The sequence below is a fragment of the uncultured Parasphingorhabdus sp. genome, from assembly GCF_963975555.1.
In the GTDB taxonomy this organism is placed as follows: Bacteria; Pseudomonadota; Alphaproteobacteria; order Sphingomonadales; family Sphingomonadaceae; genus Parasphingorhabdus.
In genome coordinates this window covers 115,864-137,280 of the sequence record NZ_CAXBHH010000002.1, presented here as the reverse complement: position 1 = coordinate 137,280, position 21,417 = coordinate 115,864, and the positions used below count along the sequence as shown (strand labels likewise).

The 21,417-nt window shown below is 56.6% G+C and carries 19 protein-coding genes; 4 read left to right on the top strand and 15 right to left on the bottom strand.

Annotated elements, in window-relative coordinates:
• Positions 1-2: 2 nt before the first annotated feature.
• The 3 genes from AAC060_RS06045 to AAC060_RS06035 are packed head-to-tail and all read right to left on the bottom strand — an operon-like array spanning position 3 to position 4,301.
• Positions 3-1,298 (bottom strand): amidohydrolase family protein, encoded by a 1,296-nt coding sequence (locus AAC060_RS06045; protein ID WP_339824048.1) that lies wholly within the window; start codon positions 1,296-1,298, stop codon positions 3-5.
• Positions 1,295-2,695, bottom strand: coding sequence for an amidohydrolase (locus AAC060_RS06040; protein WP_339824047.1), 1,401 nt, complete (start codon positions 2,693-2,695; stop codon positions 1,295-1,297). Before AAC060_RS06040 ends, AAC060_RS06045 begins: the two co-directional genes overlap by 4 nt.
• A gap of 16 nt (positions 2,696-2,711) precedes the next feature.
• The gene (locus AAC060_RS06035; protein WP_339824045.1) at positions 2,712-4,301 is read right to left on the bottom strand and encodes a peptide MFS transporter; all 1,590 of its coding nucleotides are present in this window, start codon (positions 4,299-4,301) and stop codon (positions 2,712-2,714) included.
• A 159-nt stretch (positions 4,302-4,460) separates the two neighbouring features.
• Here AAC060_RS06035 and AAC060_RS06030 point away from each other — a divergent pair, with 159 nt between their 5' ends.
• Together AAC060_RS06030 and AAC060_RS06025 are read left to right on the top strand one after the other, a co-directional pair.
• Positions 4,461-5,075, top strand: a complete 615-nt coding sequence (locus AAC060_RS06030; RefSeq protein ID WP_339824043.1) for a nitroreductase — start codon at positions 4,461-4,463, stop codon at positions 5,073-5,075.
• A 70-nt stretch (positions 5,076-5,145) separates the two neighbouring features.
• A complete protein-coding gene (locus tag AAC060_RS06025) occupies positions 5,146-5,490 on the top strand; it encodes a GntR family transcriptional regulator (RefSeq protein WP_339824042.1) in 345 nt (114 codons plus the stop codon).
• A gap of 7 nt (positions 5,491-5,497) precedes the next feature.
• On the opposite strand, the gene AAC060_RS06020 is transcribed toward AAC060_RS06025, so the two are convergent.
• From AAC060_RS06020 to AAC060_RS06000, 5 genes are all read right to left on the bottom strand, one after another.
• Complete coding sequence (locus AAC060_RS06020; RefSeq protein ID WP_339824040.1) at positions 5,498-7,510, bottom strand: tetratricopeptide repeat protein; 2,013 nt, start codon at positions 7,508-7,510, stop codon at positions 5,498-5,500.
• A gap of 6 nt (positions 7,511-7,516) precedes the next feature.
• Positions 7,517-8,902: a PEP-CTERM-box response regulator transcription factor gene (gene prsR, locus AAC060_RS06015; RefSeq protein WP_339824038.1), complete on the bottom strand. Its 1,386-nt coding sequence runs from the start codon at positions 8,900-8,902 to the stop codon at positions 7,517-7,519.
• A complete protein-coding gene (gene prsK / locus AAC060_RS06010; RefSeq protein ID WP_339824036.1) occupies positions 8,899-10,995 on the bottom strand; it encodes an XrtA/PEP-CTERM system histidine kinase PrsK in 2,097 nt (698 codons plus the stop codon). The genes prsR and prsK overlap by 4 nt, the downstream gene beginning before the upstream one ends.
• A 1-nt stretch (position 10,996) precedes the next feature.
• Positions 10,997-12,385 carry a TIGR03013 family XrtA/PEP-CTERM system glycosyltransferase gene (locus AAC060_RS06005; RefSeq protein ID WP_339824034.1) on the bottom strand — a complete coding sequence of 463 codons (1,389 nt, stop codon included), beginning with the start codon at positions 12,383-12,385 and terminating at the stop codon, positions 10,997-10,999.
• Positions 12,386-12,547: 162 nt separating this feature from the next.
• Positions 12,548-13,939 (bottom strand): short-chain fatty acyl-CoA regulator family protein, encoded by a 1,392-nt coding sequence (locus AAC060_RS06000; protein WP_339824033.1) that lies wholly within the window; start codon positions 13,937-13,939, stop codon positions 12,548-12,550.
• 195 nt (positions 13,940-14,134) lie between these two features.
• Between AAC060_RS06000 and AAC060_RS05995 the strand changes: the two genes are divergently transcribed.
• Positions 14,135-14,545 carry a hypothetical protein gene (locus AAC060_RS05995; RefSeq protein ID WP_339824032.1) on the top strand — a complete coding sequence of 137 codons (411 nt, stop codon included), beginning with the start codon at positions 14,135-14,137 and terminating at the stop codon, positions 14,543-14,545.
• On the opposite strand, the gene AAC060_RS05990 is transcribed toward AAC060_RS05995, so the two are convergent.
• The 7 genes from AAC060_RS05990 to AAC060_RS05960 form a co-directional block, all read right to left on the bottom strand.
• Complete coding sequence (locus tag AAC060_RS05990; protein ID WP_339824031.1) at positions 14,542-15,135, bottom strand: DUF3501 family protein; 594 nt, start codon at positions 15,133-15,135, stop codon at positions 14,542-14,544. The two genes, AAC060_RS05995 and AAC060_RS05990, sit on opposite strands and share 4 nt — an antisense overlap.
• A 55-nt stretch (positions 15,136-15,190) precedes the next feature.
• Entirely contained in the window at positions 15,191-16,522 is a 1,332-nt protein-coding gene (locus tag AAC060_RS05985; protein WP_339824030.1) for a heterodisulfide reductase-related iron-sulfur binding cluster, read from the bottom strand.
• Positions 16,523-16,630: 108 nt separating this feature from the next.
• Positions 16,631-17,050, bottom strand: a complete 420-nt coding sequence (locus tag AAC060_RS05980) for a rubrerythrin family protein (protein ID WP_339824029.1) — start codon at positions 17,048-17,050, stop codon at positions 16,631-16,633.
• Positions 17,051-17,212: 162 nt separating this feature from the next.
• Positions 17,213-17,578: a hypothetical protein gene (locus AAC060_RS05975; RefSeq protein ID WP_339824027.1), complete on the bottom strand. Its 366-nt coding sequence runs from the start codon at positions 17,576-17,578 to the stop codon at positions 17,213-17,215.
• Positions 17,579-18,901, bottom strand: a complete 1,323-nt coding sequence (locus tag AAC060_RS05970; RefSeq protein ID WP_339824026.1) for an amidohydrolase — start codon at positions 18,899-18,901, stop codon at positions 17,579-17,581.
• 71 nt (positions 18,902-18,972) lie between these two features.
• Complete coding sequence (locus AAC060_RS05965; protein WP_339824025.1) at positions 18,973-19,563, bottom strand: DUF4893 domain-containing protein; 591 nt, start codon at positions 19,561-19,563, stop codon at positions 18,973-18,975.
• The gene (locus AAC060_RS05960) at positions 19,560-20,345 is read right to left on the bottom strand and encodes a 3-hydroxybutyrate dehydrogenase (protein WP_339824024.1); all 786 of its coding nucleotides are present in this window, start codon (positions 20,343-20,345) and stop codon (positions 19,560-19,562) included. Before AAC060_RS05960 ends, AAC060_RS05965 begins: the two co-directional genes overlap by 4 nt.
• A gap of 125 nt (positions 20,346-20,470) precedes the next feature.
• Here AAC060_RS05960 and AAC060_RS05955 point away from each other — a divergent pair, with 125 nt between their 5' ends.
• Entirely contained in the window at positions 20,471-21,382 is a 912-nt protein-coding gene (locus tag AAC060_RS05955) for a neutral zinc metallopeptidase (protein WP_339824022.1), read from the top strand.
• Positions 21,383-21,417: the final 35 nt, after the last annotated feature.

The window sequence follows — 21,417 nt, the reverse complement described above, 5'->3', positions numbered from 1 at the left end:
GACTAGCGATCATAAGCCTTTGGCAAAGCACCCGGGGCCGGATTGCCGTACCGGTCGCGCAGCCGCATCTGGCGATTGCTCAGCGACTGGTCGACGCCGTCGATAATCACTGTCTCCACCTGTGTCGAAAGCTCCAGAGGATCACCGGTCCAGATCACAACATCCGCCTGACGACCGGCTTTTAGCGAGCCGAGTTGCCCGCTCATGTCCATGATGTCGGCAGGCACGGAACTGATCGCGGCAAACGCCTCGTCCCAGGTCAGACCGGTGGCGCGCGGGACCTTGTTAAGCGCGACGAGATTGCCAGCATATTGCACCGAATAGCGCAGCTGATGGGCATCATTGTCGTTGATCATGCCGATTGCCACCTTGACGCCGGCATCCTTCATCCGGCCAATATTCGACTGGGTCGCCGACAGGTCTTCAAAGCCATAAGGCAAGTCACTCAGAGCAGATGCTAGAACCGGCACGCCCGCTGCGGCGATATGACCGGCAACGCGCCAGCCTTCATTCGCTCCGACCAGAACCAGCTTCAACGCCGGAAAATCCTTTCGCAGGTCCAGGACCTTCAAAATATCATTCGCGCTTTCGACGTGGACGAGCAGTTTCGTGCTGCCGTTGATGACCGGCAATAATGCCTTTGCGTCCGACGCCTTTAGCAGGTCGCTATCAAATTCTGCCGGGTTGCGCGCGTAGGTACGCGCTTCGTTGAGCAACGCCCGGAACTGGATGTGCGAGGCAGAACGACTGCCCCCTGCCCGGCTGTGTCCGGTTTCGCCCAGTTCGACAAACTGGAAGGCGCGCGCCTTGGTGATCGGATTCTCATCCTGCCCGAGATCGACGACAGCGCCATAGCCACCGAAAATCGAACTGGAAGTGCTCGGCGAGACAACCGCCCGCGTGACCCCTGCCGCGCGGTTCACCGCAACCGGAGAAGCAAAGGGATTGACTGCATATTGAACATCGAGGGCCGCCGAGAAAGGCGAGCCGCTGGAGTTCATGTCATTGGTCTGGGTAACCGCGCCGACCTCGACAAGGCCGATGCGGCTGAACCCGGCAAAAATGCCCGGGGTGACCCATTTACCGGTCGCGTCAATCCGCCGCGCATCGGCGGGAATATTGACATTGGCACCGGCAGCGACAACGCGGTCGTTGCGGATCAGCACTGTGCCACCTTCGATAGGCGCGCTACCGTCGCCGATCACGACCTTGCCGCCGGTGATGGCGGTGGTCTGCGCCGCAAGAGGAGCGGCGATCAGCGCTGCAGCGGAGCCGAGCAATATTGCAAAGCGCTTCATTTCACGTCTCCTTCACCAGGTTGGCCGAGTTCGAAATCACTGACCGGACGTCGGCTTGGATCGCCACTGTCAAACAATAGCGCCCCGTCGATCCAGACTTTCTCCGGCCGCGAGTAAACGCTGAGCGGGTTGCCGTTCCACAAGACCATATCGGCCATCTTGCCCGGTTTCAGACTACCGGTCATTTTATCAATGCCCATGGCTTTCGCCGGATTGAGCGTGATCCAGCGGATCGCTTCGGCGTCGCTGATTTCGATCCCCATCGCGCGGCCATCGGCAAGCGCCTTGCCCGCTTCCTGGTTGAGCCGCTGAATCTGGTTTTCATCATCACTATGGATGATCACACAAGCGCCGGCTTTTTGCAGCAGTGCCGCGTTTTCCGGAATGGCGTCATAAGCTTCCATCTTGAAGCCCCACCAGTCGGCCCAGACGGCAGAACATATGCCTTCTTCCGCCAGAATATCAGCGATCTTATACGCTTCGACCGCATGATGGAACGCGGTTACCTTATAGCCGAATTCCTTCGACATATCGATGATCTGGGCAAGTTCGTCGGCACGATAGCAATGGTTGTGGACCAATATTTCTCCGTCCAGCACAGCGGCCAATGTTTCCTTGCCGAGATCGCGCTTCGGCGGCTTGGCGTCATTCATCTTGCTGCGATATTCCTGCGCGTCGATCCATGTCTGCCGGTTGAGCGCCAGACTGCCCATCCGGGTTGATGGCATGCGGTTGCGACCGCCGTAAACGCGCTTCGGATTCTCGCCGCAAGCCATTTTCATACCATAAGGCGCTCCGGGAAATTTCATCGCCTGCACGGTTCGCGCCGAAACATTCTTCAGCGTAACCGACCGACCACCAAAGAGATTGGCCGAACCCGGAAGAATTTGCAGCGAGGTGATCCCGCCATTGGCCATCGCCCGCGAGAAACCGGGATCCTGTGGCCAGACACTATGTTCCGCCCAGACTTCAGGGGTCACCGGAGATGTCGCTTCATTACCATCGCTATGCGCCGACACGCTGGGCGTCGGATAGTCGCCGAGATGGCTGTGCACATCGATGATACCCGGCGTGATATATTTGCCGGAGCCGTCAACGATGGTTGCGTCGGCGGGGATAGCGGTATCAGCGCCACCGACCGAGGTTATTTTTCCGCCCGCGATAAACACGGTACCATTGTCGATCCGACCGCCTTCACCGTCGAAGATGGTCACGCCGGTAACGGCGGTGGGAGTAGAAGGATAGGCTTTGTACGTCGACGGGAAAGCCGTCTTGCCCGACTTGCTCGATTTAACGGGCGCTGCCTTGCTGGCCGAATTGGTGTCCGCTGCGGTGGCCGCACAACCGGCCAACAACGATCCGCCGGCAAATAGCGCCAGCAAAGCCCGAAATTTCATAGAAAGCCCCTTTGTCTTATGGTTTTGTTGTTGGGTGGGTACCAGCGGACTGCGGGTCACCAAATTCGGCCTGACCTTCCAGATCGTCACCGACATTGTCGTCAGCAAGCGTATCCAGATGCATCAGTTTCTTGATCAGTGGCGAAATCAAAATCACCGCAACACCAACACCGACTGCTACCCAGCCAACGGTTGAATAGACTTCCAGCACACGATCGGGACCGGCACCTTCTGCGCCGACCGCCGAAGCGATCAATCCGGCAGCAAAGTTGCCGGTGGCGGAAGCAAAGAACCATGTACCCATGATCAGGCTCGCCATATGCGAAGGCGCGAGGCGGTTCATCGCGCTCAAGCCTACCGGAGACAGGCAAAGCTCACCGGTCGTATGCAGCAGGTAGATCAGGAAAATGAACAGGACCGGGGTAAGATTGCCGGTTCCGGCTGCCAGCGCACCGGCGACCAGTACCAGAAAGCCCGCGCCGAGTTGAATCAACCCAAGACCGAATTTCGCCGGTGCGGAAGGTTCAAGCCCTCTGCGGCCAAGCATGGTCCAGAGCAGCGCAAATACAGGCGCCAGCAATACGATATAGATCGCATTGATCGACTGGAACACGGAAGCAGGGACTTCAATGCCCATGATATTCCGGTCAACGCTGCGGTCCGTAAACAGGTTCAGCGAAGAACCGGCTTGCTCGAACAAGGCCCAGAACAGAATCGAACCGAAAATCAGGAACATCGCCGCAAAGATACGATCGCGATCCTGATTATCCAGTTTGGCAACCGCCGTGTAGAGAACGTAAATGACCAATATGGCGCCGGCGATACCCAACAGCGAGCCGACCAAAGCCTGATACTGGATCAAGATCCAGACAAGACCGACGGTCGCGAAGCTGAGAAGATACAGCAGCCATTCGAATTTGATGCCACCGACCTTGCTTTCGAGAAGCTTGGGATCATTGGCTTCACCACGACCGACCAGCAGCGGTTTGCCCCAGATAAATACGACAAGGCCGAGCAACATGCCCAGTCCGGCGGCACCGAAGCCGTAAGACCAGCCATAGGTCTGGCCAAGCCAGCCGGCGATAATCGCTCCCATCGCGGCACCGAGATTAATGCCCATGTAGAAAATCGTATAGGCCGGGTCGCGACGGATGTCGGTTCGCGTGTAGAGTTGGCCGACGATGACCGAAATATTGGCTTTCAAAAAGCCCGAACCGACGATGATGAAGGCAAGCGCCAGCCAGAAGATGTTGATAGCTGGGTCGGCCTGACCACCGCCATCTCCTTCGAAAGCCATCAGGAAATGGCCGAAGGTCAGGAGCAGAGCGCCAAAGGCAACCGCCTTGCGCTGGCCAAGATAACGGTCGGCCAGATAGCCGCCGACAACCGGCGTGATATAGACCAGAGCGGTATAGGCGCCGTAAATTACGCCCGCTTCGCTATCCGAATACATCCAGTGTTGAACGAGATAGAATATCAGCAGGGCGCGCATGCCATAATAGGAAAACCGTTCCCACATTTCGGCAAAAAACAGAACAAACAGTCCCTTGGGATGGCCGAGGAACGTACCTCTTGCATCGCCTGATTCCAAATACTCACCCGCCATTTATGAACTCCCCGATATACTGTGTGGACTGTATGATGCAGTCCGGTTGCCCCGCACCCTAATGAAAAAAATGCGCAAGTGAAGTAGATTGTTACAAGCGAGACCGGTTTATCGCATATTCGCCTTGCAATCGGCCCCGTCTCTTCCAAAGTGAAAGACATGAGCGAAAACCAGTTTAATGACCTTAGCAGCCTTGCCGCCTATTTGCCCTCCCGACGTTCGGGGCGGCCACGCAACATGGTTGCACCGGGCCCGAACGATCAGCAAATTCAGGACATTGTCTCCCTTGCCATGCGAACGCCGGATCATGGCAAGCTAGCACCCTGGCGCGTGATAGCGGTTGCGGGCGACCAGCGCGCCCGCCTCTCGCAAGGTTTTACGGAGGCCTATCGCAAGGAGAAACCGGATGCCGGGCGACTGGAACTGGAAGGACTCGAAAATATGGCGAACGAGGCCCCTGCTCTGCTTGTCCTGTTGTCCTCACCGGCAGAATCAACCAAAGTCCCGCTTTGGGAACAGGAACTGAGCTGCGGCGCCTTTGCGATGAACATTCTTCATGCCGCGCATGCCATGGGTTTTGTCGGTGGCTGGATCACCGGCTGGCCTGCCTTTAATGAAGACGTGCGCGATCTGTTCGGTTCTGATCCGGAACGAATCGCGGGTTTCATCTACCTCGGGACATCCAACGCGGAACTGGTCGAACGACCGAGACCGGAACTCAAGGATATATTCTCATTCTGGAACCCCGCATGCGCGAACGAGGTGGGTACCTGATTTTACCAGATTGCGGAAAAAGCTGAACTTGCGCCTTGCCTGCATGGCTGTATTATGGCAGTGAGGCAGCATGAACAAATCAAGCAAACCCGTCTATCTGAAATTGCGCGACATTATCTCCGAATCCATCCTGGATGGCGAATATCGTGAAGGCGACATGCTGCCATCGGTCCGCGTTTTTGCAGCGGATCAGGGTGCCAACCCGCTGACCGTCGCAAAAGCCTATCAGGGCTTCCAGGAGGACGGACTCGTCACGGTTAAGCGCGGCGTCGGCATGTTCGTCGCGGCGGGCGCCAAAGATCGCCTGCGCAAATCGCAACGGGAAGATTTTATCAAGAATGTCTGGCCCCCCGTCGAGCGCCAGATGAAGCGGCTGGATTTGTCGATCGATGATCTGGTAAAAAGCGAAGCCTGAACGGCGTTCAACTTTCCGCTTTGCTCCGGCTCATCGCCGCGACGGAACGGGCGCGCCGCAGACTTTCCCGATAGAGCGCATTTTTCGGCACGATAGCGACCGCTTTTTTGAGCAGCGCTATCGCATCCTGTTTCCGCTCGCCGTCCGCCATCAGGGCGAGACCATAAAGATGTGATACGACCGGGCTTGATGGTTGTACCCGATAGGCAATCCGTCCGGCGGCAATCGCCTTATCGTTCTGCCCCAGTCCGGTATAGGCCTGCGCCAGCCCGGCCATGATCAACGCATCATTCTCGCCAATCCGTTGGCGCAGATTCTCCAGAAGATGGGCTGCAACGGACCAGTTTTCGGTTTCGAGATGGGCATAGGCCATCCAGCGCAGTCCGGCGATATTGCTCGGATTATAGGTGAGATATTGTGCCAGAACCTCGCCCGATTTCTGCATATTGCCTTGGGACCGCAGCACCTCGACCAGACGCAGCATAACCGGTTCGGAGAAACGGATGCTGCGCGCTTTACCGAGCGCATCAAGCGCTTCGTCAAAATTACCCATCGCGGCAGCGACATCGGCCACCAGTATATGCGCCGCACTGGCGCCCGGGTTACTCTCTTGTAGCCGTTTTGCCTCGGCAAAGGCCGTGACATAATCACCGGCATTGTAGAGCGCGCGAATATAGGGAACCATTGCCCGCGCGTCATTCGGATTTCGCTGCGCTTCGGCCGACAATATCCCGAGCGGCACGTCCTCGACAATCGCGCCTTCCCTGCCGGTATCGTGGATAGCGGCGCGATTCATAACGCCTGCCGCCTGACCGCGTTCATCAAATGATTCGAGCGCGCGCCCGGCCAGCCACAAGGCGTAAGGGTCGGCACCGGTCCGGTTGACCTGGGATTTCAGAACATCGACAGCATCGACCGCGCTTCCGGCCAGATAGAGCGAACGCGCCAGCAGATTTTGCACTTGCCGGTTGTCAGGCTGGATCGAGGCCAGCCGGCCAAATTTATCCACGGCGGCGTTATAATTGCCTTCGCCATGTTCGATGATGCCCTGCACGAGCATGACCGCCGGAACAGTGTCCAGCGCGCCTTCTGTCTGGTGCATCAATCGCCTTGCGAGGCCATATTGACCCGCCCGCGCTGCCAGAACCGCCTGCATGAAAAATGCCCGCGGGTTGCGACCATCCAGGGCAATGATTTTGCGCGCGACCGTAAGCATCTCGGTCATCCGCCCCATATCACCCAGCGTCGCTGCATATTCCGTCAACAGCGGCACATCATTGGGATCAATCTCCAGCGCCCGCTCGAACCACGGCAGCGCCGTACCCAGACCGAACTGGAATCTCAGCAACTCGCCGCGATATTGCAGCACACGAATATTGTCAGGGTCCAGCTTCACCGCTTCATCGACCGCGTTTGTCGCACCGGCTTGATCTCCGGAATCCGCGCGGAAACGCGCAATCTCGACCCACAGATCCGGATTCCGGCGATCCAGCTCCATCGCCCGGTTGAAAGACAGGCTGGCAAGCTGTTCGTCACCGAACTGCAGAGCCACCTTACCCAGAATCCGCGCTGCATAGCCCTTATTTTCGGCAGGAATATCATCCGCCTGCAGTTGATCCAGCGCCTTTTGCGCCTTGCCCTGCAAAGACAAGGCATGACCATAGAGATGCCGTACCGCAGCCGGCTCGAGACCCAGTTCCACCGCATGGTCAAGCTCCGCTTCTGCGGCAATTCCATCATAAAGCCGGAGCAGGACCTCAGCCTGCGCTACGCGCGCTTCAATCCATTCGGGATCGGCCTTGATCGCATTCATTAGTTCGATCCGGGCGGACCTTACATCACGACGGGCGCGAAACTTCTCGGCATTGGCAAAGGCCTCACGGGCATCGGCATTGCCTTCGCTGGCCGCATAGATAGACGTGGGAACACCAACGACGCCCAGCGCCAACGCTGCGGCCAGAACCAGTGGTTTAACCAGTGGTTTGCGGCAAAAAAGCAATGCCGGGGGAAAATGCATCATCAACACTCAGCTTGCTTGCTGCAATTTATATTGTTTGAGCAGATCATATAAGGTTGGTCTGCTGATGCCGAGCAATTTTGCCGCATTGGAAATATTGCCGCTGGTCTGGGAAATAGCCCGCAGGATCGCCGAACGGTCGGCGGCCTCTCGTGCCGCCTTGAGGTTCAGCAAATCACCCACGGCATCTTCATCCACGTCCAGATCCAGATCCTTTGCGGCGATCATCTTGCCATCGGCCATAATCACCGCACGCTTGATCCGGTTCTCCAGTTCGCGGACATTGCCGGGCCAATGCCAGGCTTCCAATGCAGCAAGCGCATCGGGCGCCAGACCTTTAACCGCCGGATTGATTTCCGCCGCGAATTTCTTCTGGAAATGCCGGGCAAGCAGACTCGCATCGCCCGACCTGCCGGATAGCGGCGGGATCTTGATCACGATTTCGGCAAGCCGGTAATAGAGATCTTCGCGAAACATATTGTCCTTGATCATCTCTTCAAGATTCTGATGCGTGGCGCAAACGATCCGCGTGTCTACAGGGATCGCTTTGCGCCCCCCTATCCGTTCAATCACGCGCTCTTGCAGGAACCGCAGCAATTTCACCTGCAACGGCAGCGGAATGTCGCCGACTTCGTCCAGAAAAAGCGTTCCGCCATCGGCTTGTTCGATCTTGCCTTCGGTCGTCTTGATCGCCCCGGTAAAGGCCCCTTTTTCATGACCGAACAATTCGGACTCAAGTAGGTTTTCCGGAATGGCTGCGCAATTGATCGCGACAAAGGCCTTCCCGCTCCGGTCGCTTGATTCATGCAGACCTTTGGCGAGCAATTCCTTGCCTGTGCCGCTTGCACCCAGCAACATCACCGACGCATTGGTGTTGGCCACCCGTTCGATCATCTGAGCGACTTTCAGCATTTCCGGGGCACCCGTGATGATCTGGCCCAAGATATGGCCCTCGCCATTGCCCTGTGCAGCAAGACGGGCATTTTCCTGTTCCAGTTTGCGGACATGGAAGGCGCGCCGGACAATGAGACCCAGTTCGTCAATATCGACCGGCTTTTGATAAAAGTCCCAGGCACCGCCCGAGATCGCCCGCAGAGCGCTCTCTTTTTCACCATGACCGGACGCGACAATGACTTTCGTATCGGGCTTCAGGCTCAATATGGCGTCCATCGTCGCAAAGCCTTCGGTGGTGCCATCGGGGTCCGGTGGCAAACCGAGGTCGAGCGTCACTACATCCGGTTCTTCCGCACGCAGCATCTCAATGGCGGTTTCCCGGTCGCCTGCGACGATAACGTCGAAGTCGTCATAGGCCCATTTGAGTTGCTTCTGCAGGCCTGGATCATCTTCAACGATCAGCAGCTTCTCTTTTTTCGGTTGATTCTTGCCCGGCATCATGCGGCCCTTTCATCTACGGGTTTGTCGTCCGACAATCGCTTGGCGAGAGGCAGGATCAGCGTGAACCGGCTACCGGACCCTTCCTTGCTTTCGACCTCCAGACGCCCCTTCATTGCCCGGGCTAGTTCCCGGGCTTCGTAGGCACCAATTCCAAAGCCGCCTTTTTTGCTCGAGGCAAAAGGCTTGAACAGCTGGCTGCGAATAAACTCGCTCGACATACCGGCCCCCTCGTCCCGTACTTCTATCGCGACGCTGAGGTCGCGGCGACGGGCGTTGATAAAGATCGGCTCGTCTTCGGCACTGGCATCGATGGCATTTTGGATCAGATGGCCGAGGATCTGATCGACCCGGGCGGGATCCGCCATCACCGTCAGATCGTCGATCTGGGTGGTTTCCATATTATGCAATATCCGCTTTTTCTCGATGATGGACTGGAGCAATTCTCGTACCTTTACCGGCTTGGGGGGTTCCTGCCTGGCTTTGTTATGCTGCGACAAGCGTTCCAGCAGACCATTCATTTTATCGGCTGAATCCTGCAATGTTTCGATCATATCTGCCCTGAATTCAGGATTGTCGGCGTGACGTTTGGCGTTTCGTGCAAGCAAGCTCAATTGGCTGACAAGATTTTTGATATCATGCATGACGAACGCCATCCGGCGGTTGAATTCGTCAAATCTTTGCGCTTCGGAGAGCGATTCCTGACTGCGCGCTTCGGCCAGATAACTGGCGACCTGCCGCCCGACTACGCGCAACATATCCAGATCTTCCCAGTCCAATGTGCGGTTGATCCGCGGTCGCGCCAGCAGCATCAGTCCGATAAAGCGATCGAAATGAACTAAAGGAACCGCCACCCACGCCTGTTCATCACTGGTCATCCAGTTCGGAATGGCTGACGGGTCGCATTTGTCGTCCTTATCGGCACGCAGCGCGTCAAATTCGACAATATGACTGGAATCTTCAAAAAAGGCGATGGTACGGGCGGTGCAGGCCCGCGCCGGTACGTGAATCGAAGACCAGTTCCAGCGGGACTGCAGCATCAATTGACCGGAATCGTCGGGCATAAGCAAAATGCCACCTGGCGAATCGGTGATATCGGCAATCGCCTTGATGACCCTTTCATGGAAAGGCGCGCTATCGGTACCGGGACGACCGATTGTGTCGGTAAAGCGAATCCACTCCGCACGATAATCGTAACGGTGCTGGAAAAAGTTCTTGGCCAGTTTGACCTTCAGCCATGCCCGAAACCGTCCCGAAGGGAGCAGAAGCAACGCCCCAATGGATGTGCCGAACAGAAAACTGATCTGGGCCAGACGAGCATAGTCGCCGCCAATGATCTGCAATGCCGTAGCAATCACGACCATCATCAGGAGATAGCTGCCAATCACAACGAGTGATAATGAACGGAAGGCCACGCTCCGCGAGAGCGTCAGATTCCATTCGGTGTTGCGAACCGATGCCAGAGCAAGAATAGGCGCAATAATGGCCATCAGCGCCCCACGCATCGCGTGCAATTCCAGCGGCAATTGCTGTGTCAGATAGGTAATCGTGAACAGATTGAGATCAAAGGTCCAGATCGCGGCCAGCGAAGCCATTGGGAGCCTGATCCCCCATCGGGTTTCCGGCGCGGAAATCGAATATAGATTATGGACCAGCACAAGCGCACCCACGGCAAAGATCATCCGCATCACCAGCGACGTGTATAACGTGACACCTTCAAGGCGCGGACTTCCCGCAAAAGCAGGCAGCAGCGCATCTACTATGATCTGGCCGAGCAGAACAAATGCCAGCGCGATATAGATGCCGTTGACGGTTTTGGGTTCGTTACGCCCTTCTCCGGACCGCAGCAGAATGAACATGAAGGCGAGCCAGCCAAAGTTGCGTAAGGACTCGGCAAAACGGGCGATCGGCGACAAGAAGCCCTCGACTGCGATCGACAATGCCCAAAAACTGGTCAGCGCTATCGCAATAACCAGCCAGATATGTTGTTCGCTACGCTCGACCTTCCGCTGAAATTGCCAGATGGCAAGCGCGCCAAATAATATGGCCGCGACGCCATGTCCAAATGTACTGATATGAGTGAGAAGCGCGGACATCTTAACGCACACCCTCGGGCCAGAGAACCACGCGAATGGTCTGGAGAATGATCAACAAGTCCAGAAAGGGTGTGTAATTTTTGGCATAATAGAGATCATATTCCAGCTTGTGCCGGGCATCTTCGGTCGATGCGCCATAAGGATAATTGATCTGCGCCCATCCGGTGATGCCTGGTTTGACGATATGCCGCTCGGTATAAAATGGCATTTTGGTTTGCAGGTCATCGACAAATTGCGGCCGTTCGGGGCGCGGCCCGACAAAACTCATCTCGCCTTTCAATACGCTCCAGGCCTGGGGCAATTCGTCGATCCGTACCTTGCGGATGAAACTTCCAACCCGCGTTATCCGGGGATCATTCTCTGATGCCCATATCGCCTTGCCACCAGCTTCGGCGTCTGCTCGCATCGAGCGCAGCTTGAGGATGCTGAACTTCTGACCATAGAGTCCAACACGTTCCTGTTTGAAAAACGCGCCACCACGGCTTTCCAGTTTGATCAACAGGGCAAAGAGCAAAATCACCGGTCCGGTCAGCGCCAGCAACAGGAAACTCAACAGAATATCAAATCCCCGCTTGAATACGGTGGACAGTCGGCGACCCGAAGAAAATCCGTCGGAAAAAATAAACCAGCTGGGGTTCACGCTATCCAGATCGACGCGTCCGGTTTCGCGTTCAACGAAACTGGACATATCGTTGACATGGACACCGGTCGTCTTGATCGTCAACAGGTCGGCAACCGGCAGGGAGTTACGCCGTTCCTCGAGCGCCAGCACCACCTCGCTGACCTCGAGATCGATCACATGCTGCGGCAGATTAGCGATATCCTGACGCCGAACCGCCCCTTCGATTTCCGTCGGGCCTTCATTCATGTCGACATAGCCGGCGATGATGAAACCACTTTCCTGACGCTTTTCCAGAAGAGCAATGCGCCCGGCCCGCGGGCCGGCACCGAGAATGAGCAAACGACGCTTGAAGCTGTCGCTGTCGAACAGGACCCGAAGCAAAATCCGGATCACCATCAAAAACGCGATCGCCAATAGCATGGCGTATAGCGAGTTTGAGCGCCACAGCGTAATGCCGGGCATGGCAAATGCCAGCAACGAAAGAAAAATTACCCCCAGAGATATCGCAACCATGATGCGGGCGGCGGCGAACCGCAGCGATTGCAGGGCCTCCGGGCCATAGACACCAACGGCGATAAGCGCCAGTTGCAGGGCAAAGGCAAAGCTGAAAATCGGCCCCGGACGTTCTGCGATGGAACCGACCGACATATCGATTTGAAGCGCACGGAATATCCAGCCGGCTTCTGCCGCCATCAGCAGCAGCAGGAAATCGATCAAACCCAGAAACAGGATCGGGTAAGGGATATAATGTTTGAACAATCGGATCATATTGCGCGTGAACTTTCCTTGGCTCGAAATGCCCATAAGGAAAATAAGTTATCTGTCGGTAAATTTTACAGGCATGTTTGCACGAAATCGCCCGATTTCGTTAATATTGTTCAATATATCGACAGTTTCTCACCCTGGTACCGCAAGTTTCAGGCTTCCAGGCTAGTCGTGGACGAAGTCAAAGGGCGTCAATCCCCGTTCCCGGTCATCGAATTTGAGCGGGCGGCTGCGCGGGGGTGCCGACCGCTGCGAACATTGCGGGCGGGTACAGGCTGGACAACCGAGACCGATGGGCACCGCATGTTCGACGCTGAGGTCTTGGCCGCGCGCATAATGCAGCGCCGAAGCGACATCTGCGGAAACGCCCAGCCCGATGGCAAAAGCCGGTGTATAACCACCAGCGCCAGAGCCAATGCCTTGCACCGCGCGCGACAGGGTAAACCATGTCGAACCGTCTTCCAGAGCGACCAGTTGCGAATGGATTTCTGCGGGTTGTTCAAAAACCCGATGAATATCCCAGAGCGGACAGCGATACGCGCTTTCCACCAGCGGAGCGTTGCTGGCCCCGGCATAGCGTTTGGATATCATTCCTGATCGATCAATGCGGACCATGAAAAACGGCAGGCCGCGTGATCCGACCCGCTGTAGCGTTGTCAGACGATGGGCAACCTGTTCGAAACCGGCACCAAAACGCCGCTGGAGCAGCTGTATACGATAGCCTGATTGCTCGCAGGCTTTCAGGAAGCGCTCATATGGCATCATCAGGGCAGCGGCGAAATAGCCCGATAGATGGCGACGGAACAATTTCTCCGCGGAGCGATCGGTAAAATTACCGCCCGCAACCAGCGCATCAATTTCGCCTTTGGCTTCTATCTGGCCTAGCAACAACGCGGCCTGAAAGGTACGCGACGCCGGGTCGAGCATTTCAGAGAGTTGCAGTTGTCGCGCGTGTAGATCGAGACGGCGCAGCTTGTCGCCCAATACCGTCTCCGGCAATATCCGGATCATCAGCTGATGCTTGACCCTCAGCCGCTCGGTTATCGCTCCATAAAGATCGCCCGCGCCAAGGCGCAATTCGTCCGCGAGTTTCTCCGCTATCGAATCGAGATCGGCAAAATAGTTGCGCCAGCGTTCGATCTCGCGACGCACCGTCTGGATGGGATCTGGTGCGATATTTTCGCCTGTCTCTCCCGCAGTCTTGCGGTTGTCAAATAGTCGTACAAAAGCTTCTGCGCTATTGGGCGAGGCAATCAACCATTCCTCCAGTTCCGCCCGATCGATAGACAGGTCTTCAAACAGCGGATCGGCCAGTCGCTGACGGATAGCATCAATCCCGCCGCCGGGCTCCGCCGCGATCAATTGCCGCGGATCAAAATCAAATCTGTCCGCCAGAAGCAGCATCAAACGGGCGCTGAGCGGGCGTTGGTTGCGCTCGATGAGATTGAGATAGCTCGGAGAAATATCGAGCGCCTGGGCAAGCGCCACCTGCGTCATGGCGGCGCTGCGCCGTAGCCGCTTGATCGCCGCGCCGGCAAAAAGTTTGGGATTTGTCATCGCCCTATTATGTAAATTTATTTACATGATTTCAAGAGATATCGCGCTGCGTTTACAAAAACTGACTCATTGGACTTCGTGCCCAGGTTGCATTTTCAGCGTCCAGCCAATCTCTTTGCGGCGTTACAAGGTAAATATTTCTTAACCGCAAAGGGCTATTTCAGGTTTGAGATTTAAAGAAAATGGTACCCCGTCATGCTTAAAGAATCGCTCATCTTCGTCCTCTCCACCGGAGTGCTGATCTATCTCATCGCTCCGTCGGCTGAAACTGCGAACCCGCAGCCCGTGGTCGACGAGGTTGAAGAAGCAGCCCCGCCACCTGCCCCGGTTCAGTCGCCGGAAGATGCCTGGGGCTATGAGGACGAGGACGAAGGCGAGTCCTTCACATTTGGCGAACCGTTGGTTCATCTGAACGATAATAGCGGCGACAAATCAGATCAAGAGGACAGCGGTTCCGGACGCCCGGCATCATGGGGTGACCCGCCATCGGGGAGCAGGTCCTTCGCAAGCAACGGCGATATCGCTTCGGCAAAAAGTCCCAAGCCGGGTGAAAAAGGCAGTCGGGAAAATCCGATAGAGATCAAGCCCGTCAACAACGATCACTAGTCGAGGTCGCGAGCCATATCGCGGCGGCACTCCTCGCTGATAATCGCGGCATGGCCATAATTGGGGTGGTCGATCTGGACCATCGCCTGACCTTCCATGCTTTTCCACTTATCTGCCTGCTCGGCGGTTAGCGAAAAATGGACAAACTGGACAGCACTGGCCTTGCCGTCAGCGCGGGTACGGTCAATGTCCTGCTCCGGTTCGGCGGTGATTTTCTCGTCGCCGATCACAAGATGAATATGCCGGTCAACACCGCCTAGCGTCTTCAGAAAAGCCGTACGGCGCTCTTCCTCGTCAATTTCAAACATCAACGTGCCGGTAAATTCCGATCCGTTCGGAACCATCGGATTATAGGCAGCCAGTTCGTCGACCAATTGTTCCGCGCCGCCTTTTTCAATCCGCAGCATCTCCTGGATCTGCAACCACATGCTTTCCCAGCTTTCAAACTGGATTGTCGCATAGGGACCGATGGCGATCCGCCGGAATTTCTTGCGGAGGATCGATTCCTGGCGTTTATCCTTGCGGATCAGTTCGTAATCTTCGAGCGAGATTATGTCTTCATTGGTAATTTGATGGGTATCGCGGGGCATATTATATCCTCAAAAATCTTGTCCGTTTTACGGCATGTGTCGGCAAAGCCAGTCGTCAGAACCCGTAGGCCTTGGCCAGCAGTTCTATCGGGTGACCGATCCGTTCCGGCACATTCGCCTGACCACCGCTTGCCATGATCTGCTTCAGATGCGGGCCAGCCAGCGGACATTCACTGACCATATAGTCAGGATCGCCTTTTGCGACCGAGCGGGCGGCCGGACGGCCGACCTTGACGGCCTTGTCGAAATTTTCCTTGAAAATGCCCCATTTCCCGCCGTGGCCGGAGCAGCGTTCGGTGATTGATGGCTTGGCTTCGGGAATCAGTTTGAGCATCTGCATCGCTTTCGGTCCCATATTCTGGGCACGGCTGTGGCAGGCAAAGTGTATGCCGATTTTTGCATCCATCGGCGCAATCGGGACAAGCCCTTTGTCTGCGGCAATCTCGACGACATATTCGCTGAGATCGCGCGTCGCCAAGGCTAGTTTCTTTACCGCTGCATTATCCGGCAATATCAGCGGCCATTCGAATTTCATCATCAGCGCGCAACTGGGTGTCAATGCGACGATGTCATAGCCTTCATCGATAATCGGTTCAAAAAAGGCAGCGACTTCTTCGGCGGAGGAAGCCACCGCAGGCAAGTCACCATTTTCCAGCTTTGGCATGCCGCAACAGGCGGGATATTCGACGCGGGTCTGAACACCATTGTGCGACAGCACGTCGAGCGCGGCCTTGCCGGCGGTCTGGTCGTTGAAATTGCCGTAGCAAGTCGCGTAAATGGCTGCCTTTCGACCAAAAGCCGGGGCATCGGGATTAGCGACAGGGCCATGACCGACATGTTGGTAGGTTAGCGGTACATCTTGAAATTCCGGCAGATGGGCGCGCTTGTCGATACCGGCGACCCGCTCGAGCACACCACGGGTCAGCCCGTTCTGCTGGTCGGAAGCCCAATTGGCGATACCGGAAAATGTTCCGGCCAGTTTGGCGTTGCGATCGATTTCGGCCAGTTGCTTGTCGACCAGACCGGTTTTGCCCTTGCGGTTTTCAACCGCCCGGTGGCGCAGCATCAAATGGGGAAAGTCGAGATCAAATTCATGCGGCGGGACATAGGGGCATTTGACCATGAAGCACATGTCGCAAAGCGTGCAGGCATCGACGACATTCCTGATATCGCCAGCACTCAGGTCCTCGACTTCTTCGTTCGGGCTCTCGTCAATCAGGTCGAATAATTGGGGGAAGCTGTCGCACAGATTGAAGCAGCGACGGCAGCCATGGCAAATATCGAAGACACGGCGCAGTTCCAGATCCAGCGCTTCCTCGTCATAATAGGATTCCTCCTGCCATGGGATCGGGTGCCGCGTCGGCGCGCCCAAGCTGCCTTCAGTCATGATATGCTTCCTGTCGCCGTAAGGGCGGAATCTTCAAGTGGAAGGATTGTGCCGCCGCCCCTTCCGGAGGAAGCGGGCGGCGACAGCATGTTCCCTGGGATTGAACGCTTAAGCGTCCATCGTATCCAGAGTTTTCTGGAATTTGCCAGCGTGGCTCTTTTCGGCTTTTGCAAGCGTTTCGAACCAGTCGGCAATTTCGTCAAAGCCTTCTTCGCGGGCCGACTTCGCCATGCCCGGATACATATCGGTATATTCGTGGGTTTCACCCGCAACCGCCGATTTCAGGTTATCTGAAGTCGCACCAATCGCGAGGCCGGTTGCCGGATCACCAACTTCTTCAAGAAATTCGAGATGACCATGGGCGTGGCCGGTTTCGCCTTCTGCGGTCGACCGGAATACGGCTGCAACATCGTTATAGCCTTCGATGTCGGCCTTCTGGGCGAAATAGAGATAACGACGGTTGGCCTGGCTTTCTCCGGCAAAGGCGTCTTTCAAATTCTGTTCGGTTTTGCTTCCAGCAAGTCCCATGGTCTTCTCCTATTGGCGTAATTGAAATGAATACCGATTTCGAGAATCGGGTTACCCGTTTGGTAGGCGCGCGCGCGAGCGCATTCCATCGAATTTTTTGATCTTTAGTAATCGGAAATATCGATCAGTTTGTTGCGACTTACTCGCAATAGCGATTTATTCTCACGGACAACGTTTCAGCTGATAGACATCGGGCGCGATCGTGAAATCAAAGCGATTCTGATCCACCAATGTGACTGGACCATCCATCCGGAACCGCCCGCCCGGCTCACCGCTTTCCTCGTCAATCGCAAGATCGTCGAGATTCAAAACCAGCTCGCCTTCCTGCCAGGTCCAGATACCGACGAGATCCTCGGATACAAAATTCCCGCCCGCAATCAACGTCCAGTTGGTCGGCGCCGTGCAGTCTTCATCGATGAAGGACCAGCGTCCTTCGAAATAGGTGGGGTCGATTTCGCTCGGATCCCGAGCGGCAAGCGGCGCAACCGGAAGTGCCATCGACACAAGCAGGATGCACCGCCAGACCATCTATTTCTTCAGGATCTGCAAAGTCGCGGCGGTCATCGCTTCGGCACCGGTTGCGATCACCTTTTCTGCGTCGGGTGCCCAGAAGGAACTGTGCAACGACGGCAGTTTCGTACCTTCGGCCAGCGATGCCTGATATTCCGCCATTGGCACACCACCGACCCAGAAGATCATGCTTTTGATATTGTCGTCGCCGCGACCATAGCGGCCAAAATCCTCACCGCCCATGACCGGTTTTGATTGCACAACCCGGTCCTTGCCGAAGCGGGTTTCGAAAATCTTGGCCATTTCGACAGAAAATTCGGGGCTGTTATAGGTAGCCGGCGTAAATTCTGTTTCGCGCAACGTCACAACCGGCATCCGGTCCTCAGGCATGCCGGCGGCAATCGCCTCGCCACGCGCAATTCTCTGGATTCCCTCGAGCAACTTGGCCCGTGTGTCATCGCCATAGCTGCGCACGGTGAGCAGCAACAACGCATCGTCCGAAATGACATTATGTTTGGAACCGGCCTGAAAACTGCCGACGGTTACAACCGCGGGCTCCTGTGGATCCAGCTCACGGCTGACTAGCGTCTGCAGCGAACCGACAATGCGGCTGGCCAGTACGATCGGATCCTTGGTCGTATGCGGATAGGCACCATGACCACCGACGCCCTTCACCTGAATATCGACACTGTCGACATTGGCCAGAGCAAAGCCGGACGCATAGCCGATATATCCCGCGGGCACGCCGGCGGCATCATGAAAAGCTAGCGTATAATCAGGCTTCGGGAAGCGGGTATAAAGTCCATCCTCCAGCATAGCGAGAGCGCCCTCGCCCGTTTCCTCGGCCGGCTGCAATATCATTACCAGCGTGCCGGACCATTCACCCTTGCGCGCAGCCAGTTGGCGAGCCGTGGCGACCCATCCGGTCATATGCGTGTCATGGCCGCAGGCGTGCATCACGAACGTGTCATTGCCCTGACGCGTTTTGGCCTGCACCCGTGAGGCAAAAGCCAGCCCGGTTTTCTCTTCAAGCGGCAAGCCGTCCATGTCGGCACGAAGCAGCACCGTAGGCCCCTCGCCATTTTCCATGACCGCAACCACGCCGGTGCCGCCGACTTTTTCGGTTACTTTGAACCCGAGACGCCGGGCCTCGACAGCCAGTTTTGCCGCCGTACGGACTTCCTCGCCGCTGAGTTCGGGATTGCTGTGCAGATCGCGGTAAATTTCCATCAGCGAGGGCAGATCGGCGGTAATGGCATCCTTCAACCCGTCAGCCTGAGCCGGAGTGAACGCCAGTACCGAAGCCGCCGCCAGCAAACCCAATTTCATAAACTTCCGCATTTTCATAATCCCCAATCATTTACTATTTTCCCGTGACTAACCCGATCACGGACGCTTGTCAGGTCCAATATTCATTCCACCGGTGTCAGCTCCATCACGTCGACCTTGCTTTCATATTCGGGAAACGGAAACACCATCCGCCAGCGATTCGGTCCAATGCGCTGCACGACGGCAGCCTGATCCCTTTTCGCGGTCCGTCCATAAGGTACCAGCCTATCTTCATAATGGTAGATCAGCGTCCCGAGATAGGCTGACTGATCCTTGTCCACCTTGTCGATCCAGCCGATCGTGCGCTGCGAACCGGTCAATTTGGTAAAATGCTTGCGACCATGGTCATCCACGACCCGGCATCTGAACGGATCATAGGCAATATAGGGTAGTCCGCCGTCCGGATTGCCGTCCAGCTTGGTGATCGAACAATTGTAGAGGCCCTGCGGAATATCGCTATTCGCCAGAGCCGCGCCGGTTTCGAACAGCGGAGAACGAGCAGTCAGTAACGCGCCTTCTCCCGCTCCGATAACGCCCGCGCGACCGATTTCCAGCGCCTCTTCCCATCGCTCCAGTCGTGCCGCATCGGCAGCCGTTGCCTGTTCGGGCCATTGCGTTTCTGCCTGTGATTCTGCAGCCGCAGCAGCAGCCAGCAATAGAAGCCCTGCTATCATTGCGCAGTCCACCCGCCATCGATCGAGATATTCGCGCCGGTGATCGATCGCGCTTCATCCTTGCACAGGAATATCGCCAGCGCGGCGATCTGGTCGATCTGGACGAACTCCTTGGTCGGTTGCGGCGCCAGCAGGACATCGTTGATAACCTGATCGCGCGTCAGGCCACGCACTTCCATGGTATTCGGAATTTGACCCTCGACCAAAGGTGTCCAAGTATAGCCCGGCGAAATCGTGTTGACCGTAATGCCATGGGTCGCAACCTCGAGCGCAACCGTCTTGCCAAACCCGTCGAGCCCGTGTTTCGCGGCATTATAGGCTGACTTATAGGGGCTTGCGACCTTGCTGTGCATCGATCCGGTGTTGATAATCCGGCCCCATCCTTTTTCCTTCATCCCTGGCACCACCGCCTTGGTGGCATGGAAAGCGCTGTTGAGGATGATATCCATCACCGCATTCCACTTGTCCTCGCGAAATTCGTCGACCGGCGCGACAAACTGGATACCGGCGTTGTTGATCAATATATCGACCGCGCCCAGTTGCTCCACGCAATCGGCGCACATCTGGCGGATTTCTTCCGGCTTGGTCATGTCGGCGTTGCTGTACGCCGCCTTGGCACCGCTCAGCGTTTCCAGTTCCTGACGCAGCGCTTCGATCTCGCCCGCATCGCCAAAGCCGTTGATCATCACCGCCGCGCCTTCTGCCGCCAGCGCTTTCGCATAGCCGCCGCCGATGCCCGATGTTGAACCCGTAATCAGCGCGACCTTACCCTTTAAAAACATGCATAGTCTCCTTTCCGGCGACCTTAAAACTGTCGGACCGGACTGCAATGCTTTTGTAAAAGAAATCGGGGCTACTTGCGCTTTTTCCTGAATCAGGCGAATTGGAACGGGACGAGGAGATAAATATGCGTTTGGACGATCTGGATCCCAGCAAGAATGTTCGCGATCAGGGCCGCGGCGGCGGCGGAAGTTTTGGCGGCGGCAGTGGTGGCGGAGGCCTCGGCCTTTTGCTCGGTTTTCTGCCGATGCTGCTCGGCCGTAAAATGGGTTGCGGCACTATCTTGCTGATTGGCGGCGCGGCGCTAGCCTTCATGTATTTCAGCAGCGGTAGCCTGCAGCTCGCTGATGGAGCTGGCGGGGGCGGTTTCCAGTCGGAAAGCTCCGGCGCTAATGTCGCCTGCGATACAGCAGAAGAAAGATTCGCCTGTCAGGTGCTCGCCTCGACCGAGCAGACTTGGTCCAAATTATTTCAGGCGAATGGCGAAACCTATCGTCCGACCACCCTCACTTTCTATGACCAGTCCGGTCAATCAGGCTGCGGCGCAGCACAAGCGGCGATGGGACCCTTTTATTGCCCGGCGGATCAGGGCGTCTATCTCGACACCAGCTTCTTCCGCGAAATGGCGACCCGGATGGGCGCGAAGGGCGATTTTGCGCAAGCCTATGTGATCGCGCATGAGGTCGGCCATCATATCCAGAATCTGACCGGCGTGGCCGCGCAGGTGCGCAAGGCACAAGGCAGTGCGAGCAAGGCCGAGGGCAATGCGCTGCAGGTGCGGATGGAATTGCAGGCGGATTGCTATGCCGGCGTATGGGCTGCGCAAAATGCCGACCGGATGGAACCCGGCGATGTCGAGGAAGGCCTGAACGCCGCCCATGCCATCGGCGATGATACGCTGATGCGCGGAGCCGGCCAGCAACCGGTCGAGAGCATGTTCACCCACGGATCGTCCGAACAACGCATGGCCTGGCTGCGCAAGGGCATGCAGACCGGCGATCCATCCTCGTGCGATACATTCGCGGCGGGTGCGGTCTAGAAAAATAACGGGCTCCGGCGGCACAGCGCCGGAGC

What these genes read in the sequence shown, in the direction of transcription:
- AAC060_RS06025 (WP_339824042.1), top strand. Translation starts at nt 5,146, where the DNA reads ATGAACAAATCAAGCAAACCCGTCTATCTGAAATTGCGCGACATTATC.
- AAC060_RS06030 (WP_339824043.1), top strand. Translation starts at nt 4,461, where the DNA reads ATGAGCGAAAACCAGTTTAATGACCTTAGCAGCCTTGCCGCCTATTTG.
- AAC060_RS06000 (WP_339824033.1), bottom strand. Translation starts at nt 13,939, where the DNA reads ATGACAAATCCCAAACTTTTTGCCGGCGCGGCGATCAAGCGGCTACGG.
- prsK (WP_339824036.1), bottom strand. Translation starts at nt 10,995, where the DNA reads ATGTCCGCGCTTCTCACTCATATCAGTACATTTGGACATGGCGTCGCG.
- AAC060_RS05965 (WP_339824025.1), bottom strand. Translation starts at nt 19,563, where the DNA reads ATGATAGCAGGGCTTCTATTGCTGGCTGCTGCTGCGGCTGCAGAATCA.
- AAC060_RS05990 (WP_339824031.1), bottom strand. Translation starts at nt 15,135, where the DNA reads ATGCCCCGCGATACCCATCAAATTACCAATGAAGACATAATCTCGCTC.
- AAC060_RS05960 (WP_339824024.1), bottom strand. Translation starts at nt 20,345, where the DNA reads ATGTTTTTAAAGGGTAAGGTCGCGCTGATTACGGGTTCAACATCGGGC.
- AAC060_RS06035 (WP_339824045.1), bottom strand. Translation starts at nt 4,301, where the DNA reads ATGGCGGGTGAGTATTTGGAATCAGGCGATGCAAGAGGTACGTTCCTC.
- AAC060_RS06005 (WP_339824034.1), bottom strand. Translation starts at nt 12,385, where the DNA reads ATGATCCGATTGTTCAAACATTATATCCCTTACCCGATCCTGTTTCTG.
- AAC060_RS05980 (WP_339824029.1), bottom strand. Translation starts at nt 17,050, where the DNA reads ATGGGACTTGCTGGAAGCAAAACCGAACAGAATTTGAAAGACGCCTTT.
- AAC060_RS05955 (WP_339824022.1), top strand. Translation starts at nt 20,471, where the DNA reads ATGCGTTTGGACGATCTGGATCCCAGCAAGAATGTTCGCGATCAGGGC.
- AAC060_RS05970 (WP_339824026.1), bottom strand. Translation starts at nt 18,901, where the DNA reads ATGCGGAAGTTTATGAAATTGGGTTTGCTGGCGGCGGCTTCGGTACTG.
- AAC060_RS06020 (WP_339824040.1), bottom strand. Translation starts at nt 7,510, where the DNA reads ATGATGCATTTTCCCCCGGCATTGCTTTTTTGCCGCAAACCACTGGTT.
- AAC060_RS05975 (WP_339824027.1), bottom strand. Translation starts at nt 17,578, where the DNA reads ATGGTCTGGCGGTGCATCCTGCTTGTGTCGATGGCACTTCCGGTTGCG.
- prsR (WP_339824038.1), bottom strand. Translation starts at nt 8,902, where the DNA reads ATGATGCCGGGCAAGAATCAACCGAAAAAAGAGAAGCTGCTGATCGTT.
- AAC060_RS06040 (WP_339824047.1), bottom strand. Translation starts at nt 2,695, where the DNA reads ATGAAATTTCGGGCTTTGCTGGCGCTATTTGCCGGCGGATCGTTGTTG.
- AAC060_RS05985 (WP_339824030.1), bottom strand. Translation starts at nt 16,522, where the DNA reads ATGACTGAAGGCAGCTTGGGCGCGCCGACGCGGCACCCGATCCCATGG.
- AAC060_RS05995 (WP_339824032.1), top strand. Translation starts at nt 14,135, where the DNA reads ATGCTTAAAGAATCGCTCATCTTCGTCCTCTCCACCGGAGTGCTGATC.
- AAC060_RS06045 (WP_339824048.1), bottom strand. Translation starts at nt 1,298, where the DNA reads ATGAAGCGCTTTGCAATATTGCTCGGCTCCGCTGCAGCGCTGATCGCC.